The 17083-nt window shown below is 67.2% G+C and carries 14 protein-coding genes and 1 other RNA gene; 11 read left to right on the forward strand and 4 right to left on the reverse strand.

Annotated features, from left to right (window positions below; all coding sequences use genetic code 11):
* Positions 1–169: 169 nt before the first annotated feature.
* The 10 genes from zipA to QE393_RS06700 all read left to right on the forward strand — a co-directional run bounded on the left by zipA (position 170) and on the right by QE393_RS06700 (position 11794).
* Positions 170–1069, forward strand: a complete 900-nt coding sequence (zipA, locus tag QE393_RS06655; protein ID WP_310042665.1) for a cell division protein ZipA — start codon at positions 170–172, stop codon at positions 1067–1069.
* Between the two features lie 115 nt (positions 1070–1184).
* Positions 1185–3569: an NAD-dependent DNA ligase LigA gene (gene ligA / locus QE393_RS06660; RefSeq protein ID WP_310042667.1), complete on the forward strand. Its 2385-nt coding sequence runs from the start codon at positions 1185–1187 to the stop codon at positions 3567–3569.
* A 286-nt stretch (positions 3570–3855) separates the two neighbouring features.
* An RNA gene (ffs, locus tag QE393_RS06665) (signal recognition particle sRNA small type) lies at positions 3856–3952 on the forward strand.
* A gap of 192 nt (positions 3953–4144) precedes the next feature.
* On the forward strand, positions 4145–4426 hold the full coding sequence (locus QE393_RS06670; protein ID WP_273806978.1) for a hypothetical protein: 282 nt from the start codon (positions 4145–4147) through the stop codon (positions 4424–4426).
* A gap of 178 nt (positions 4427–4604) precedes the next feature.
* Positions 4605–6596, forward strand: coding sequence for a DNA polymerase III subunit gamma/tau (gene dnaX, locus QE393_RS06675; RefSeq protein ID WP_310042669.1), 1992 nt, complete (start codon positions 4605–4607; stop codon positions 6594–6596).
* Between the two features lie 33 nt (positions 6597–6629).
* Positions 6630–6956: a YbaB/EbfC family nucleoid-associated protein gene (locus QE393_RS06680; RefSeq protein ID WP_007162246.1), complete on the forward strand. Its 327-nt coding sequence runs from the start codon at positions 6630–6632 to the stop codon at positions 6954–6956.
* Positions 6957–7162: 206 nt separating this feature from the next.
* A complete protein-coding gene (gene recR / locus QE393_RS06685; protein ID WP_273806981.1) occupies positions 7163–7762 on the forward strand; it encodes a recombination mediator RecR in 600 nt (199 codons plus the stop codon).
* A 98-nt stretch (positions 7763–7860) separates the two neighbouring features.
* Positions 7861–8370 carry a sigma-70 family RNA polymerase sigma factor gene (locus tag QE393_RS06690; protein ID WP_133859284.1) on the forward strand — a complete coding sequence of 170 codons (510 nt, stop codon included), beginning with the start codon at positions 7861–7863 and terminating at the stop codon, positions 8368–8370.
* Positions 8367–9299, forward strand: a complete 933-nt coding sequence (locus QE393_RS06695) for a DUF4880 domain-containing protein (protein ID WP_273806982.1) — start codon at positions 8367–8369, stop codon at positions 9297–9299. Before QE393_RS06690 ends, QE393_RS06695 begins: the two co-directional genes overlap by 4 nt.
* A 77-nt stretch (positions 9300–9376) precedes the next feature.
* The gene (locus QE393_RS06700; protein WP_405046234.1) at positions 9377–11794 is read left to right on the forward strand and encodes a TonB-dependent siderophore receptor; all 2418 of its coding nucleotides are present in this window, start codon (positions 9377–9379) and stop codon (positions 11792–11794) included.
* Between the two features lie 45 nt (positions 11795–11839).
* Here QE393_RS06700 and fnr read toward each other — a convergent pair whose 3' ends face one another.
* The gene (fnr, locus tag QE393_RS06705; RefSeq protein ID WP_007162251.1) at positions 11840–12571 is read right to left on the reverse strand and encodes a fumarate/nitrate reduction transcriptional regulator Fnr; all 732 of its coding nucleotides are present in this window, start codon (positions 12569–12571) and stop codon (positions 11840–11842) included.
* 63 nt (positions 12572–12634) lie between these two features.
* Positions 12635–14017, reverse strand: a complete 1383-nt coding sequence (hemN, locus tag QE393_RS06710) for an oxygen-independent coproporphyrinogen III oxidase (protein WP_273806984.1) — start codon at positions 14015–14017, stop codon at positions 12635–12637.
* Between the two features lie 112 nt (positions 14018–14129).
* Between hemN and QE393_RS06715 the strand changes: the two genes are divergently transcribed.
* Positions 14130–14777, forward strand: coding sequence for an alpha/beta family hydrolase (locus QE393_RS06715; protein ID WP_273806985.1), 648 nt, complete (start codon positions 14130–14132; stop codon positions 14775–14777).
* Here QE393_RS06715 and QE393_RS06720 read toward each other — a convergent pair.
* Complete coding sequence (locus tag QE393_RS06720) at positions 14774–16342, reverse strand: rhodanese-related sulfurtransferase (RefSeq protein WP_310042671.1); 1569 nt, start codon at positions 16340–16342, stop codon at positions 14774–14776. The genes QE393_RS06715 and QE393_RS06720 overlap by 4 nt on opposite strands.
* Entirely contained in the window at positions 16339–16941 is a 603-nt protein-coding gene (locus tag QE393_RS06725; RefSeq protein ID WP_273806987.1) for a cysteine dioxygenase, read from the reverse strand. The genes QE393_RS06720 and QE393_RS06725 overlap by 4 nt, the downstream gene beginning before the upstream one ends.
* Positions 16942–17083 lie beyond the last annotated feature (142 nt).

The raw sequence follows: 17083 nt of genomic DNA on the forward strand, positions 1-17083 counted from the left end.
GCAGCAGTCGTGCTAGCTTATGGCCGCGCTAGCGGTAAGTGGAAAAAGCTAGGAAGAACACTGACTTGGCGTAGGTTTCGGAGGTTTTGGAAAGACCTCGCAAGCGTCGACTTTCCAAAGTTTCCCGACGGGTGTCGGTCCATTATTTTCACAGGGGTATGTCTTTTTCATGGATATGGGTCTGCGCGAGTGGCTGATCATCATCGGCGTCATCGTCATCGCCGGTATTCTGTTCGATGGTTGGCGTCGCATGAGCGGCAAGGGCAAGCTCAAGTTCAAGCTTGACCAGTCGCTGAACAACCAGCCGGAACACGAGGACGAGGATCCGGAAATCGTCGGCCCCACACGGGTGATAGAGCCCAAGGAGCCCTCCCTGGATGATCCGGGCGAGCCGACGCCGCCGCGCTCCACCCAGCGCAAGCGCCGCGACGAACGCCGTGAAGAACCCAGTGCCGACAGCTTCGACCTGTCCGCCAGCGACGAAAGCCTGGCAGGCCTGGCCGTCGATTCCGATGAGGTCGTGACCCGTGGCCGCGACAAGCCGCGCAAGGACAAGCCGCTGAGCGGCAAGGCGACCGAGCGCGAGCCGGTTAGCGAGCCCGTCAGCACGGGCAGCAGTCAGGCCGCCATGGCGCCGGTCGACGAGGTACTGGTGATCAACGTCATCTCCCGCGACGAGAAGGGCTTCTCCGGTCCGGCGCTGCTGCAGAGCATCCTGGAAAGCGGACTGCGCTTCGGCGACATGGATATCTTCCATCGTCACGAGAGCATGTCGGGCAATGGCGAGGTGCTGTTCTCCATGGCCAACGCCGTGCGTCCGGGCACCTTCGACCTGGATGCCATCGACGACTTCCATACCCCGGCGGTGAGCTTCTTCCTGGGTCTGCCCGGTCCGCGCCATCCCAAGCAGGCCTTCGACCTGATGGTGGCAGCGGCACGCAAGCTGTCCTCCGAGCTCAATGGCGAGCTGAAGGACGAGCAGCGCAGCGTCATGACCGCCCAGACCATCGAGCACTACCGCCAGCGCATCGTCGATTTCGAACGCAAGAGCCTGATGCTCAAGCGTTGATCGCGCCGGAGCGAACCAAGAGCAGCCTCGGCTGCTCTTTTTGTTTGTACGTTTTGCCGCGGCGCCCCCGGGTGCCGCCAGGGCCACCCCTGGGTGGCGACAGTGAGAGACCGCCATGACCGACGCCCAAGATGCCGTCACCCGGATCGCCGCCCTGCGCAGCGAGATCGACGCCCACAACTATCGCTACTATGTGCTGGACGAGCCGAGCGTGCCCGATGCCGAGTACGACCGGTTGTTCGGCGAACTCAAGACGCTGGAGGGCGAGCATCCCGAGCTGGTGACGCCCGACTCGCCCACCCAGAGGGTCAGCGGCTCGGCGCTGGCCGCCTTTGGCACCATCCGCCACGAGGTGCCCATGCTCAGCCTGGGCAACGCCTTCGCCGACGAGAACCTGCAGGATTTCGACCGCAGTGTCGGCAAGCGCCTGCGTGAGGAATTCGGCGAGACCGACTTCGCCGGACCGGATTCCGGTGTCGAGTACACCTGCGAGCCCAAGCTCGATGGGCTGGCGGTCAGCCTGCTGTACGAGAACGGCCTGTTGACCCGCGGCGCCACCCGCGGCGACGGTACCACCGGCGAAGACATCACCATCAATGTGCGGACCATCCGCAACGTCCCGCTGCGCCTGCAGGGCGAAGGGTGGCCGGCGGTGCTGGAGGTGCGTGGCGAGGTGTTCATGTCCCGCGCCGGTTTCGAGACGCTCAATGCCCGGGCTATGGAAAGCGGCGGCAAGACCTTCGCCAATCCGCGCAATGCCGCGGCCGGCAGCCTGCGCCAGCTGGATTCGCGGATCACCGCCCAGCGGCCGCTGGAGTTCTGCTGCTACGGTTTCGGGCGGGTCGAGGGCGGGGCTCTGCCGGACACCCAGTACGACATTCTCCAGCAGCTCCGGGAGTGGGGCATTCCCATCAGTCGCGAGCTGCGCAAGGTGCAGGGCGCGGAAGGTTGTCGTGCCTACTACCAGGACATCGGCCAGCGCCGCGATGCCCTGGCCTACGAGATCGACGGCGTGGTCTACAAGGTCAACCGCCTGGACTGGCAGGGCGAGCTGGGTTTCCGCGCCCGGGAGCCGCGCTGGGCGCTGGCGCACAAGTTTCCCGCCCGCGAAGAGCTGACCGAATTGCTCAATGTCGAATTCCAGGTGGGCCGTACCGGTGCCATCACGCCCGTGGCCCGACTCAGGCCGGTGCAGGTGGCAGGCGTCACCGTGACCAACGCCACCCTGCACAACATGGACGAGATCGCCCGGCTGGGCGTGATGATCGGCGACAGCGTGATCGTGCGCCGCGCCGGCGATGTCATCCCGCAGATCATGCAGGTGGTGCCGGAGCGGCGGCCGGCGGATGCCCGCCCGGTGGCGATCCCCACCCAGTGCCCGGTGTGCGGTTCAGCGGTGGAGCGCACCCAGCTGATCAAGCGCGGCAAGGGCAAGGAGTCGGTCAGCGAGGGCGTGGTCTATCGCTGTGTCGGCCGCCTGGCCTGCCAGGCGCAACTCAAGCAGGCGATCATCCACTTCGCCTCGCGGCGCGCCATGGACATCGACGGCCTCGGCGATCGCATCGTCGAGCAGCTGGTGGACCGCGACCTGGTGAAATCGCCGGCCGATCTGTACACCCTGACCTACGAGCAGGTGGTCGAGCTGGAAGGCTTCGCCGAGGTGTCCAGTCGCAATCTGCTGGCGGCGATCGAAGCCAGTCGCCAGCCGGCGCTGGCCCGCTTCATCTTCGCCCTGGGCATCCCCGAGGTGGGCGAAGAGACCGCCAAGCGCCTGGCACGCGCCCTGGGCAGTCTGCAGCGCATCCGTGAGGCGCTGCCGGAGGTGCTGGTCTATCTGCCGGACATCGGGCCGGAGGTGGCCTTCGAGATCCACAACTTCTTCCAGTCCGCGCACAACCGCGAGGTCCTGGAGGCACTGCTGGCCAACGGCATCGCGCTGGCGGACGAGGGTGAGGTGCACGCCGAATTCTCCGGCTATGCCGCCTTCGCCGACTTCCTCGACCAGTTGCACATTCCCTCTCTGGGCAAGACCGGCGCCAAGACCCTGGCCGCCGCCTTTCCCAGCCTGGCGGCCCTGGTCGAGGGCTCGCAGGACTGGCTGACCTTCAAGACCCTCGCCGGTCTCAACGAGCGGGCCAAGCAAGGGCTGCGCGAGTACTTCGCCGAGGCGGACAACGTCGCCCGGGCGCTGACCATCGAGGCCCAGCTCAAGGCCTTTGGCATGCACTGGGAAAGTACCCGGCAGGCCGTGCAGGGCTTGCCTTTCGCCGGCCAGACCTGGGTGCTCACCGGAACGCTGGAGGCCATGAGTCGCGACGAGGCCAAGGAACGCCTGGAGGCCCTGGGCGCCAAGGTCTCGGGTTCGGTCTCGGCCAAGACCGCCGTGGTGGTCGCCGGTCCGGGGGCGGGGTCCAAGCTGACCAAGGCGAACGAGCTGGGGGTCAAGGTGCTGGACGAGGACGCCTTCCTGCAGATCCTTGCCGCTCAGGGCGTTCGCTAGCGGGAGGAGCAGGCTCCGGTCTTGCTGGCACTACCCGCAGCCGAGGCGGCTGGTGTTCACTGGATCTGCTACGGGTGGTCCGATCCCGGGGCCACCTTGCTCGATACCCTGGCCTGGCTGTCGCGGGCATGAGGTCGTCGGCGCCAGATCCGGAACCGGACGGTTTTGCCGTTCCAGATATCCTCCGCTGCCCCCTGGCGAACCTAAGTCCTTGTATGGCTTGCAACTTCGCCCCAACCGCGTAGAATGATGCACCTCACCTCAGGGTGAGGCGTTATGGTGGCTCTGTCGGTCCCCCCGCAACGATCAACCGTGAACCCGGTCAGGCCCGGAAGGGAGCAGCCGCAGCGGTGATGTCGTGTGCCGGGGTGTGGCTGGCGGAGCCACCTCCATTTCTGCCCCCTGCTTTTCCTCTTCCCGCCTTTTCTCTTCCTCCTCCTTTTCTGTCTCGCCTCTCAGCGCTCCGCGAAGCACGCCACACGGCTTTCGTGATGAAATGCACTGTTTTGGTTCATGGCTCTGTGCCATCATGCGCACCGCGTCATCATTACTGGACGAATGTCCAAGGATTCATCGTGAAGAACGGACTCGAAAGCGCAGGACGCGCCCTGAGCAATGGCCTCCATCCCTATCGTGTCGACTGTCGCCGCGACACCGAGGCGACGCTGGTCGCTCAGATCCACCATCCCACCGAGCCCCTGCTGCTGATCAGGATCGACCTGACCAACGAGGAGGCGATCAATCCCTTCAAGATGAACGCCACCGTGAGCCGCCTGCGCGGCCAGCTGGATGCCTTGGCAGCCTATGTCTCCAGCGTTGTCCTGGCCGACGGCGAAGACCACTGCCGACGTGCCTGAAACGGTCTTTTGCCCGCCGTTCGCCCTTCTGATCGCTTGAAAATCCGCCTGGCTGCCTCCATCTGGTGAAGTAGCTGCGGTCCGCGTGGCGGCGTCCCGATACCACGCTGCGGGATGCATTCGCGGCCCCTCTTCGTTAGCATGTGCTCCCCCCACGTCTTCTCCTGATCAGGTCTCGATGAGTTACCAGGTTCTTGCGCGCAAATGGCGCCCGCGGTCGTTCCGCGAAATGGTCGGCCAGACCCATGTGCTCAAGGCGCTGATCAATGCGCTGGATAACGAGCGGCTGCACCATGCCTATCTGTTCACCGGCACCCGCGGGGTAGGCAAGACCACCATCGCGCGGATCCTGGCCAAGTGCCTGAATTGCGAGACCGGCGTCAGCTCGACGCCCTGTGGCAGCTGCTCGGTGTGCCGCGAGATCGATGAAGGCCGCTTCGTCGACCTCATCGAGGTGGACGCCGCCAGCCGTACCAAGGTGGAAGACACCCGCGAGCTGCTGGAGAACGTGCAGTACGCACCGTCCCGCGGTCGCTACAAGGTGTACCTCATCGACGAGGTGCACATGCTGTCCACCCACAGCTTCAACGCCCTGCTCAAGACGCTGGAAGAGCCACCGCCCCACGTCAAGTTCCTGCTCGCCACCACCGATCCGCAGAAGCTGCCGGTCACCATTCTCTCGCGCTGCCTGCAGTTCTCGCTGAAGAACATGCCGCCGGAGCGGGTCGTTGCGCACCTGCAGCAGGTGCTCGCCGCGGAAGGCATTCCCTTCGAGGACGATGCCCTCTGGCTACTGGGTCGTGCGGCCGATGGCTCCATGCGTGACGCCATGAGCCTGACCGACCAGGCGATCGCCTTTGGCGAGGGCAAGGTGCTGGCCGCCGATGTGCGCGCCATGCTCGGGACCCTCGACCATGGCCAGGTCTACGACGTGCTCCAGGCCTTGCTGGAAGGCGATGGTCGTGCCGTGCTGGACGCGGTTCGCCATCTGGCCGAGCAGGGCCCCGATTGGGGCGGGGTGCTGGCCGAGCTGCTCAATGTGCTGCACCGCGTGGCCATCGCCCAGGTGCTGCCCGATGCGGTGGACAACGGCCAGGGCGATCGCGAGCGGGTGCTGAGCCTGGCGCAGACGCTGCCGGCGGAAGATGTCCAGTACTACTACCAGCTGGGTCTGGTTGGCCGGCGCGATCTGCCGCTGGCGCCCGACCCGCGCCACGGCTTCGAGATGGTCCTGCTGCGGATGCTGGCCTTCCGGCCTGCCGGTGCGGCGATTGCCGAGCGACCGGCACTAAAGACGACGGGAGCCAGCCCGGCCACGGCTGACTCCAACCCCCGTCCGGTGGCCGCGGCGTTTCCGGTGGCTTCGACGCCTGTCCCCGGGCCTCAGGCAGCCCCTGCGCCTGCTCCCGAGCCGTCACCTGCAGATAATACCACCCCTATAGAAGTGCCGGTCGATCTTCCCTGGGAGGAGTCTGGGCAAGCGGAGGTCAAGGCGGCAGCGGTGCCAGCCCCCGCACCGGTGACACAGGTCGCCGCGCCCGCCGCTCAGGCGGCGCCCAGCGCCGCGCCCACGCCACGGGTCGAGACGACGCCAGACGCCACGGTGATCGCCGAACTGCCGGCGGACACCGCCGGTGACGATCTGGATGGTGACGAAGAGCCGCCACCCGCCGAGGATTACTACGAGGTGGGGCTGGACGACTATCTCGACAGCCTCGGCGAGCCGACTGCCGAAGCGGTGGCCGCGGCGCCGGCGCCGGCGGTGCAACCGGCCACGGGCCTGGCAGCCGATTGGCAGGCGTTGTTCCCCGATCTCAAGCTGGGCGGACTGACCGCCAGCATCGCCGCCAACTGCACTCTGGTGGCCATGGACGGCGATCGCTGGCACCTGCACCTGGATCCGGCGCAGAGCGCCCTGTTCAATGCCAACCAGCAACGCCGGCTCAACGATGCGCTGAACCAGCAGCAGGGTCGCCCCATTACGCTCGAGGTCACCATCCAGACCCCCGAGCAGGAGACGCCCGCCCAGGCTGCCGCGCGGCGCCGGGCGGAGCGGCAGCGGCAGGCGGAGTTGTCGATCCAGGACGACCCGCTCATCCGCCAGATGATGCAACAGTTCGCCGCCACGGTGCGCGCGGGTACCATCGAGCCGGTCGACACCCAAGCCTGACCGGTTTTCCATTCATAGTTCGAGGTAGCAGACATGATGAAAGGTGGCATGGCCGGCCTGATGAAGCAGGCCCAGCAGATGCAGGAAAAGATGCAGAAGATGCAGGAAGAGCTGGCGAACGCCGAAGTGACCGGGCAATCCGGCGCCGGCCTGGTCAGCGTCGTCATGACCGGCCGACACGACGTCAAGCGCGTCAGCCTGGACGACAGCCTGATGCAGGAAGACAAGGAAATCCTCGAGGACCTGATCGCCGCCGCGGTGAACGACGCCGTGCGCAAGATCGAGCAGAACAGCCAGGACAAGATGTCCGGCATGACCTCCGGGATGCAGCTGCCGCCCGGCTTCAAGATGCCTTTCTAGGTTGTGTATAAAAAGTCGCCGAGCGAAGGTCAAGCGAGGCGAAAAAGGCTGAGGAAGCGGAATTTACGAGTGGTAAATGAGCATTCCGAAGCCTTTTTCAACGAAGCATCACCGATGCGCAGGCACTTTTGATACAGAACCCAAGACGCTCCAGCTGCGGGTGTCCGTCGGGCACCCGTTCTTCCCGCCTTCCAGTACGGTAGTCCATGAGCTTCAGTCCCCTGATTCGCCAATTGATCGATGCGCTCCGGGTCCTGCCCGGTGTCGGCCAGAAGTCCGCCCAGCGCATGGCCCTGCAACTGCTCGAACGCGAACGCCAGGGTGGCCAGCGCCTGGCCAGTGCCCTCAGCGCTGCCATGGAAGGGGTCGGGTATTGCCAGCGCTGCCGCACCCTGAGCGAAGACGAGATCTGCGGCTTCTGCGCCGACAGCCGGCGTGACGACAGCCTGCTCTGCGTGGTGGAAGGCCCCATGGATGTCTTCGCCGTGGAGCAGACCGGGTATCGCGGGCGTTACTTCGTGCTCAAGGGGCACCTGTCGCCCATCGACGGCCTGGGTCCGGACGCCATCGGCGTACCCGAGCTCGAACGGCGTGTCAGCGAGGGCGGTTTCCAGGAAATGATCATTGCCACCAACCCCACGGTGGAAGGCGAGGCGACCGCCTACTACATCGCCCAGCTGCTCGCGCCCAAGGGCCTGACCATCTCCCGTATCGCCCATGGCGTGCCCCTGGGGGGCGAACTTGACTTGGTCGACGGCGGCACCCTGACCCACGCCTTCGCCGGGCGCAAGCCGATCTCGCTCTAGCGCTGCGTTATCCCGTCGCTGCGAGACGGCGACAGGCCTGTATCTTGTGATCGAGAAGCATTATCATTATCGGAAGTCAGCTGCTTCCGAGGATGGTGATGCAGACGCTCGAGTCCGACCGGCACGGACATATCCGGACCCTCTACCTGGACCACCATGGCTGGCTGCGCGAGCGGCTGCAGCGGCGCCTGGGCTGCCTGGGGCAGGCGGCCGATCTGGCCCAGGACACCTTCGTGCGGCTGCTGGCCCGGGAGGCGGAGCTGGAACGCCTGCGTGAACCCCGTGCCTTCCTGGCGACCGTCGCTCAGGGACTGCTGGCCAACCACTGGCGGCGCCAGGCCCTGGAGCGCGCCTATCTCGACGCGCTTGCCGCGCAACCGCAGGCCGTGCAGCCGTCGCCGGAAGCCCAGGCACTGATCCTGGAAACCCTCACCGAACTCGATGCGTTGCTCGACCGCCTGCCCGGCCGGGTGCGCCAGGCCTTTCTGCTGGCGCAACTGGAGGGGCTCACCTATGGCGTCATCGCCGAGCGACTGGGCGTGTCGGAGCGGATGATCAAGAAGTACATGGCCCAGGCCATGCTGCACTGCCTGGAACTGGTGTCTTGAGTGCGCTGACGCCCGGTCGTGGCGGACCTCTGGAGGAAGCGGCGGACTGGTTCGCCGAACTGGCTGCCGACGAAGTGGACCCCGTCACCGAGCGGGCCTGGGAACGCTGGTTGCAGGCGGATAGCCGCAACGCCGTGGCCTGGGCGCGGGTGGAGGAGATCAGTGCGCGCTTCACCGGTCTGCCTGCGTCCGGGCGAATGGCCCTGGCGCGGCGCGAGTCCCTGGGACGGCGCCGGGCGCTCAAGGTGCTGGGATTGGCCCTGGGTGGCCTGGCGCTGGGCTGGACGCGGCCGGACGACTGGCGGCTGGGGCAGGGCGCCGACCTGAGCACGGCGGTCGGCGAGATCCGTGCCTTCGACCTGGCCGCCGGGGTGCGCGTCTGGCTCAACACCGACAGCCAACTCGCGCGTGGCGCCACGGCGCACCACTGGCGCTTGCTGCGCGGCGAGGCGTTGTTCGAAAGCCGAGGGGGGACGGCGCCCATGGTGCTGGAGGCGACGCCAGGCCGGGTGCGCTTCGAGGCGGGCTGCTGCGCGGTCCACGCGCGTGACGAAGGGTTGGAGGTGGCAGCCTACCGCGGGGCTCTGCAGCTGCTGCCACGCCAGGCCCGGCCCGAGGGCCTGGCGCAAGGGACGCGAGCGTTGATGACGCCTGTTGCCATACAGCCGCTAGGCCCGGTCGATGCGGGGCGGCAACTCTGGCGCCAGGGGCGGCTGGTGGTCGACGACTGGTCGCTGGCGGCCCTGGTGGCGGAGCTGGGTCGCTATCGACCGGGCCTGCTGACCTGTACCGCCACGGTCGCCCAATTGCGGGTAGTCGGCAGCTATCCCCTCGCGGATACCGACCGCGCGCTGGCGGCCCTGGCCGACAGCCTGCCGGTAAGGGTCGAACGGCGCCTGCCCTGGTGGGTGCAGATCGTGCCCGCCTGAAAAAAAGTATCGCGGGTGGTTCCCCTTTTTCACGCTCGCGGGGCTTGGGGGAAACGATCTCCGTTTCGAGGCTTTCCATGCATCGCGATACCCGTTTCACCCTGCATCCGCTGCGCCGCGCCCTGCGCGTCTTCGCCCTGGCCATGCCGCTGGGCATCACTGGCCTGGCCATGTCCCAGGGGGTGGTCCAGGCGGCGCCTCTGGCGCAGGAATACCGCATCGAGGCGGGCAGTCTGGCCACGGTGGTGAGCACCTTCGCCGCCCAGAGCGGCGTACTGCTGTCGGCGCCCGCCCAGGGGCTGGAAGGTCGGCGCAGTCCGGGGCTGCAGGGCCGCTACACACCAGCCGACGGCTTCCGGCAGATCCTCCAGGGCAGTGGCCTGCAGGCGGTGCGGCAGGCCGATGGCAGCTACCGCCTGGAGTCAGCGGCTGCGAGCGAGGTGACCGCCCTCAACGAGACCACGGTGACCGGCTTCGCCCTGGGCAATGCCCTGGGCGAGACCGATGGCTACCTGGCGACCCATAGCGACGTGGCCACCAAGACCAGCAAGGGCCTGCTGGAAACCTCCCAGTCGGTCTCCGTGGTGACCCGCGAGCAGATCGATGACCAGGGCGCCAAGACCGTGCAGCAGGCCATGAGGTACACCCCGGGGATCTTCACCGGCCAGATCGGCGCCTCCAATCGCTACGACTACGTGGTGATGCGCGGCTTCGCCGACAACAGCGTCGACAATGTCTTTCTCGACGGCCTCAAGACCATGGGCGACAGCGGCACCTTCAGCTCGCTGCAGGTCGATCCCTATTTCCTCGAGCGCATCGACGTAGTGAAGGGCCCGGCGTCGGTGCTCTATGGCCGCAGCCTGCCGGGCGGTCTGGTGGCCCTGACCAGCAAGAAGCCGCTGTACCAGCCCTATCGCCAGGTCCAGGCCACCCTGGGCAATCTCGGCCAGCATGGCGCCGGCTTCGATTTCGGCGGACCGCTGGACGAGGAGGGGCGCATCGCCTATCGCCTGGTGGGGCTGGCGCAGCACAGCGACACCCAGTTCGATCACGTGGAAGAAGAGCGTTACGCCCTGGCGCCCAGCCTGGCCATCGACCTGAGCGACGATACCACCCTGACCCTGCAGGCCTATCTGCAAAAGGACCCGGACGGTGGCTACCACAGCGGGGTGCCGGCCGAAGGCAGCCTCTATCGCCGCAATGGGCGCTACATCAGCAACCACTTTTTCGACGGCGAACCCGACCACGATAAATTCGAACGCACCCAGCAGATGGTCGGCTATCAGTTCGAGCACAGGTTCAATGACGTCTGGAGCGCGCGGCAGAATTTCCGCTACGCCAAGTCGCGGGTCGAGCTGGAGCAGGTCTATGGCTACGGCTATGTCGGCGACAGCAACCTGCTCAATCGCTATTACTCCGGCGGTCGCGAGAACCTGCACGCCTATACCCTGGACAACCTGGTGCAGGCGGACTTCGACTGGGCCGGCAGCCGCCACACCCTGCTCGCCGGACTGGATTACCAGCGTCGCTGGACCCATGTGGATTGGCCCAGCGGCACGGCGGATCCGCTGGATGCCTTCGCGCCGAACTACGGTGGCCAGGTGACTATCTCCCCCGGCAGCGAGTACCGCCGCGAACTGCAGCAAACTGGGGTCTACCTGCAGGATCTGATCGAGCTGGATCGCTGGCGCTTTTCCCTGGGCCTGCGCCAGGACTGGGTGGAGATCGGTATCGAGGATCGCCAGGCGGGCACCCGCAGCAGTGCGCGCCGTGGCCAGGCCAGCGGCCGTGCCGGAGCGCTCTATCTGTTCGACAACGGCCTGGCGCCCTACCTGAGCTATTCCACGTCGTTCAATCCCAACGCCTACAACGACGCCGCGGGCAATCCCCTGGAGCCCACCGAGGGCAAGCAGTGGGAGCTGGGTCTGAAATACCAGCCGCCGGGCAGCGCCAGCTTCTATACCGCCTCGCTGTTCCATATTACCCAGGAAAACGTGGCGACCAAGTTGCCCCAGGAGGACTTCTATTCCTCGGTGGGCGAGATCCGCTCCCGTGGCCTGGAGCTGGAGGGCCATCTGCAACTGGCCGAGCGCCTCAAGCTGCTGGGCAGCTACACCTTCACCGACATCGAGTACACCCAGGCGCTGGACGGCACCCAGGGCAATACGCCGAACCAGGCGCCTCGGCACCAGGCGTCGCTGTGGGGTGAGTACGAGCTGGCCGGACCGCTGGCGGGCTTCAGCCTCGGCGCCGGGGCGCGCTATGTGGGTACCAGCTGGGCGGACAAGGCCAACACCCTCAAGGTGCCGGCCTACACCCTGGTGGATGCCATGCTCGCCTATGACTTCACCCGGCTGGGGATGCCGGGGCTCACGGCGCGGGTCAACGCCAACAACCTGATGGGCAAGGACTATGTGGCGTCCTGCTACAGCCTGGACTTCTGCTATTTCGGCGAGGAGCGCAACGTGACCGCGACGGTCAGCTACAGCTTCTAGAGGGGCCGGGCGCCTGTCGCTGGCCGAGCGGCAGGCGCAAACGGCTCAGCCTTCCAGCTGACCGCCCGCGAGGGCGCAGAGGCGGGCGGAGTCGAGGATGCGTACTTCCTTGCCTTCGGCCGCCAGCACACCGCTCTGCTGGAAGCGGGTGAACACCCGCGACACGGTTTCCACCGCCAGGCCGAGGAAGTTGCCGATCTCGTTGCGCGACATGCTCAGGCGGAATTGCTGGGCGGAAAAGCCGCGGGCATGGAAGCGCGCGGAGAGATTGACCAGGAAGGTGGCGATGCGCTCGTCGGCACTCTTCTTCGACAGCAGCACCATCATCTGCTGGTCATCGCGGATCTCCCGGCTCATCACCCGCAGCAACTGGCGGCGCAGTTGCGGCAGCTGTTCGGAGAGTTCGTCCAGGCGCTCGAAGGGGATCTCGCAGACGGTGGTGGTCTCCAGCGCCCGGGCCGAGACCGGATAGCGCTCGGTGTCCATGCCCGACAGGCCGACCAGTTCGCTGGGCAGGTGGAAGCCGGTGATCTGCTCCTCGCCGGCATCGCTCAGGCTGCTGGTGCGCAGGGCGCCGGAGCGCACCGCATAGACCGAGCCGAAGGTATCGCCCTGGCGGAACAGGTGGTCACCCTTGGCCAGCGGCCGGCCGCGCTTGACGATCTGGTCGAGGGCGTCCAGGTCTTTCAGATCGAGCGACAGCGGCAGGCACAGCGAGGCGAGGCTGCAATCCTTGCAATGGGCCTGGGCGTTGCGCAGCTTGAGGGGCTCGGTCATGGGGGAAGATCGCTTCTCGTCTGGTTCCAAAAGTCTAACTTTAGCAGTCGTGGCAGGCATGGGTCATATCACCCGGGAAAAGCGCTGATTGTCCTGGCCGGCCAGATAGCGGTCGAACAGCATGCACAGGGCACGGATCAGCAGGCGGCCCGGCGCCAGCACCTGCAGGCCGCGCGCATCGAGACGGAGCAGGCCGTCGGCGGCCATGGCCTCAAGGTGCGGCCAGGCATCGGCGAAGTACTGGCGGAAATCCAGTTCGCAGCTGCGCTCGATGGCGGCGAAATCCAGCTGGAAATGACAGATCAGCTGGCCGATCACCGCGCCGCGGATGCGGTCGTCCCGCGAGCGTCGCACGCCGCGGACCACCGCCAGGTCGCCCTGGCCCAGGCGTTCCTGGTAGCGGGCGAGGTCGGGCGTATTCTGGCAGAGGACATCGCCCACCTGGCTGATGGCGGAGACGCCCAGGCCCAGCAGGTCGCAGTGACCATGGGTGGTGTAGCCCTGGAAGTTGCGCTGCAGGGTGCCGTCCTCCTGGGCGATGGCCAGGTCGTCGTCGGGCAGGGCGAAGTGATCCACGCCGATGTAGCGATAGCCGGCGGCCAGCAGCTGTTCCACGGTGCGCTGCAGCATCTCCAGCTTGGCCGCCGGGTCCGGCAGTTCGCTGGTTTCGATGCGCCGCTGCGGCGGAAAGCGTTGCGGCAGATGGGCGTAGTTGAACACCGACAGCCGATGCGGCTGCAATTCCAGCACCCGCTCCACGGTGTGGGCGAAGCTGGCCGGGGTCTGCCGCGGCAGGCCGTAGATGAGGTCCAGGTTGATGGAGCGATAGTCGAGGGCGCGAGCGGCCTCCACCAGGGTGCGGGTGTCGTCGAAGGGCTGCAGGCGATTGATCGCCAGCTGCACCTGCAGGTCCAGGTCCTGGACGCCGAAGCTGACGCGGTTGAAGCCCAGCTCGCGCAACAGGCCCATGGTGCTCCAGTCGGCCTCGCGCGGATCGATCTCGATGGAGTAGTCGCCGCGGTCGTCGTCGGCCAGGGTGAAGTGACGGCGCAGATCGGCCATCAGCGCGCGCAGCTGCACGGGATTGAGAAAGGTCGGGGTGCCGCCGCCGAGGTGCAGTTGTTCCACCCGCTGCCCCCCATCCAGGTGCCGGCTGGTGAGGATCATCTCCTGGCGCAGGGCGTCGAGGTAGGCGGCGCTGCGGCTGCGGTCCTTGGTGATGACCTTGTTGCAGGCGCAGTAGTAGCAGATGTTGGCGCAGAAGGGCACGTGCAGGTAGAGCGACAGCGGCCGTCCGGCCTGGCGACTCAGGCGCAGGGCGCCGAGCAGGTCGAAGGGACCGATGCCGTCGTGGAATTGCACGGCGGTGGGGTAGGAGGTGTAGCGGGGGCCGGCGCGATCGTAGCGGGCGATGAGGTCGGCGTCCCAGGCGAGGGCGGCTGTCATGCCGGGCTCCAGTGGTTTCGAGGTGTCCAGTGTGAGGGGCAGGCCCCGGCCTTTATTGATCCAGATCAATAAAGGCCGGGTTAAGCTCTAGCGTTTGGACGAGGAGTGGCCCATGGCAGACGAGTTGTACCTCGACCGCTTCCGCGAATGCCGACCCGCGGGTGAGCCCTTGGCGACCCTGTTGCTGGCCCACGGTGCGGGCGCGGGAATGGACAGCCCCTTCCTGCAGCAACTGGCCGAGGAACTGGCCCGGCGTGAGATCCGTACCCTGAGATTCGACTTTCCCTATATGACGCGCGCGCGCGCCGAGGGCAAACGGCGCCCGCCGAATCCGGCCCCGGTCCTGCTGGACCACTGGCGGGCCATGGTCGCGACCTGGCGCGCGGCAGAAAGCGGACCGCTGTGGCTGGCGGGCAAGTCCATGGGCGGGCGAATGGCCAGTCTGCTGGCCGATGAACTGGGCGCGGCGGGCCTCATCTGCCTGGGCTATCCCTTCCACCCGGCGGGCAAGCCCGAACGGCTGCGCACCGAGCACCTGGCGACCCTGGCTACGCCGACGCTGATCGTCCAGGGCGAGCGGGATGCCCTGGGCACGCAGGAAGAGGTGGCGGGTTATGCTCTGGCGCCCAGCATCGAGATGCAGTGGATCGCCACCGCGGACCATGATCTCAAGCCGCTCAAGCGCAGCGGCCTGAGCCATTCCCAGGCGCTGGTGGAGACGGCGGCCTGGGTGGCGGCCTTCGTGCGGACCAGCGGCTAGATGACCCGGAAGCCGCTGGTGCCATCCCGCCGCAACTGCTCGACCAGGCCGAACTCCCAGTCCAGGTAAGCCTGCATGGCCTCGCGCGGGGCGTCGGTGCCCTCGTAGGGGCGTCGGTAGCGATCGCGCCGGGTCGACAGCAGCCGCGTCTCGCCACCTTCCACCGGCAGACCCGCAGCCAGCCAGGCCGCGGTACCGCCCTCCAGCAGCAGGACCGGCCGGTCGGTGATGGCCTGGACATCGAGGGCGGCGAAGGCGGCCAGTTGGCCACTGCCACAGGTGAAGACATAGCGCTCCGCCGGTGGCAGCGCTGCCGGCAGATCGGCGCGCAGCACCCAGGCGGCGCCCGGAATGTGCCTCTGGACATAGTTGGCGCTGGCGGTGACATCCACCACCAGGGTGCCCGGCTCGGCCAGCCATTCCTGCAGCCGCGTCACCGAGATGCGCTCCACCGGCCCCGGTGTGGGCGCCGGTGCCTGCCAGGGACCGGTGGCGCTCAGGGCACCGGCCGGGATGTCGTCGACCACCGCCACCGCCCAGCCCATCTGCGCCAGCCAGGAGGCACTCATGTTGGCGCGCACGCCGTCGTCGTCCACTAGGGCCAGGCGGGCACCGCGCACCGGGGCGCTGTGATCGGTTTCCTGCACCAGCTGGCCACCCGGTGTCGAGCGGGCGCCGGGCAGGTGACCGGCGGCGAATTCCTCGGGGGTGCGGACATCGATCAGGTAGTTCGTGCGCCGGGCGTCGCTGCGCCAGGCCTCCAGTTCGCTGAAGGGCAGGCGGGCGACGCCGGCGCGATCGGCGACCTGGCGGGCGCGGGCGGCGGCGGTCGCCCGGGTTTCGCTTGTCACCTCGCCGAAGCGGCGGCGCTGACCGTGCTCGAGGGTCTGGCCGGCCAGGGTCCAGCCGATGGTGCCGTTGCGCAGGGCCGCCACCGGATTGGGAATGCCGGCGTTGATCAGCGACTGGGCGCCGATCAGGCTGCGCGTGCGCCCGGCGCAGTTGACGATGACCCGGGTGCGCGAATCGGGGGCCAGCTCGGCCACCCGCAGCACCAGTTCGGCACCCGGCACGCTGACCCCGCCGGGAATGCTCATGGTCTGGTATTCCTCGAAGCGGCGGGCGTCGAGGATCACCAGGTCGGCGTCCTGATCCAGCAGCGCCCGGACCTCCTCGGCGGGCAGCGAGGGGGTATGGCGGCGGGCTTCCACCAGTTCGCCAAAGGCCTTGCTCGGCACGTTGACGTCGATGAAGAGTTCGCCGCCGCTGGCGCGCCAGCCTGCCAGGCCCCCTTCGAGCAGGGCCACGTCGGTGTAGCCCAGGGCGTGCAGGCGTTCGGCCGCGCGTTCCGCCAGGCCCTCGCCCGCGTCATAGAGGGTGATGGCCACGTCACGCCGCGGCAATCGCGACCAGGCCTCCAGTTCAAGGCGCGACAGCGGCAGATTGGCGGCCCACAGCGGATGGCCGGCAGCAAAGGGGTCTTCCTCGCGAACGTCGAGCAGGGCGACCTCGGTGCCGGCGAGCAGGGCCTGGCGGATGTCCTCGGCGGTGCGGATGGCGGTCATGGTGTGGCGGTCTCCTGGGACAGGTCCCACAGGTTGGGCAGCTGGCGATTGGTGTAGCCGGAGATGAAGGGCTTTTCCTGGCCATCCGCGGCATAGACGGCGCGGCGCACGGCGCCGATGTTGCCGCCATAGACATGGATGCTGATGGAGGTGCGGTCGGCATAGGCGTTGCTGACCTGGTGGATGTCGCCCACCCGCAGCGAGACCGCTTCCACCTGGCCCGGCTCCAGGCGCACGGGCGCGCCTTCCGGCAGCAGGCGGCCAGCGGGATCGTGGGCGAAGCCCTGGGCGATCTCGGCGCCGCGCAGCATGCCGATCAGGCCCCAGGTGCGGTGGTCATGCACCGGCGTGGCCTGGCCCGGACCCCAGACGAAACTCACCACCGAGAAGCGCTGGCGGGCATCGGCATGCAGCAGGTACTGGCTGTAGCGCTCGGGGCGGGGCAGGGCGCAGTCCTCGGGCAGCCAGTCGTCATGGCGCACCAGCTCGCCGAGCAGGGCGGCACCGCGCTGCAGCAGCTGAGGTTCGGCAGGGTGTTCGTCGACCAGGGTGGCGAGGTCATGCAGGAACAGGCGCAGGCGGTCGAGCCTAAGGGGCATGGCGGGCTCCACGGGTCAGGCGGGTGGGCGATGACGGCCATTAAAGCAAGGACGAGGCCCAGGGTCTTAGATCGATTGGTTCTGTGCTGAAAACCAGTATTCTAATAATTATCTATTTTGTTTATCCGTTTAACGCATATTA

The organism is Pseudomonas sp. SORGH_AS_0211 (assembly GCF_031453455.1).
GTDB lineage: Bacteria > Pseudomonadota > Gammaproteobacteria > Pseudomonadales > Pseudomonadaceae > Chryseomonas > Chryseomonas aestiva.

Excerpts from the sequence above, each read along its gene's own strand:
- zipA (WP_310042665.1), top strand. The coding sequence starts at position 170 with ATGGATATGGGTCTGCGCGAGTGGCTGATCATCATCGGCGTCATCGTC.
- ligA (WP_310042667.1), top strand. The coding sequence starts at position 1,185 with ATGACCGACGCCCAAGATGCCGTCACCCGGATCGCCGCCCTGCGCAGC.
- dnaX (WP_310042669.1), top strand. The coding sequence starts at position 4,605 with ATGAGTTACCAGGTTCTTGCGCGCAAATGGCGCCCGCGGTCGTTCCGC.
- QE393_RS06680 (WP_007162246.1), top strand. The coding sequence starts at position 6,630 with ATGATGAAAGGTGGCATGGCCGGCCTGATGAAGCAGGCCCAGCAGATG.
- recR (WP_273806981.1), top strand. The coding sequence starts at position 7,163 with ATGAGCTTCAGTCCCCTGATTCGCCAATTGATCGATGCGCTCCGGGTC.
- QE393_RS06690 (WP_133859284.1), top strand. The coding sequence starts at position 7,861 with ATGCAGACGCTCGAGTCCGACCGGCACGGACATATCCGGACCCTCTAC.
- QE393_RS06700 (WP_405046234.1), top strand. The coding sequence starts at position 9,377 with ATGCATCGCGATACCCGTTTCACCCTGCATCCGCTGCGCCGCGCCCTG.
- fnr (WP_007162251.1), bottom strand. The coding sequence starts at position 12,571 with ATGACCGAGCCCCTCAAGCTGCGCAACGCCCAGGCCCATTGCAAGGAT.
- hemN (WP_273806984.1), bottom strand. The coding sequence starts at position 14,017 with ATGACAGCCGCCCTCGCCTGGGACGCCGACCTCATCGCCCGCTACGAT.
- QE393_RS06715 (WP_273806985.1), top strand. The coding sequence starts at position 14,130 with ATGGCAGACGAGTTGTACCTCGACCGCTTCCGCGAATGCCGACCCGCG.
- QE393_RS06720 (WP_310042671.1), bottom strand. The coding sequence starts at position 16,342 with ATGACCGCCATCCGCACCGCCGAGGACATCCGCCAGGCCCTGCTCGCC.
- QE393_RS06725 (WP_273806987.1), bottom strand. The coding sequence starts at position 16,941 with ATGCCCCTTAGGCTCGACCGCCTGCGCCTGTTCCTGCATGACCTCGCC.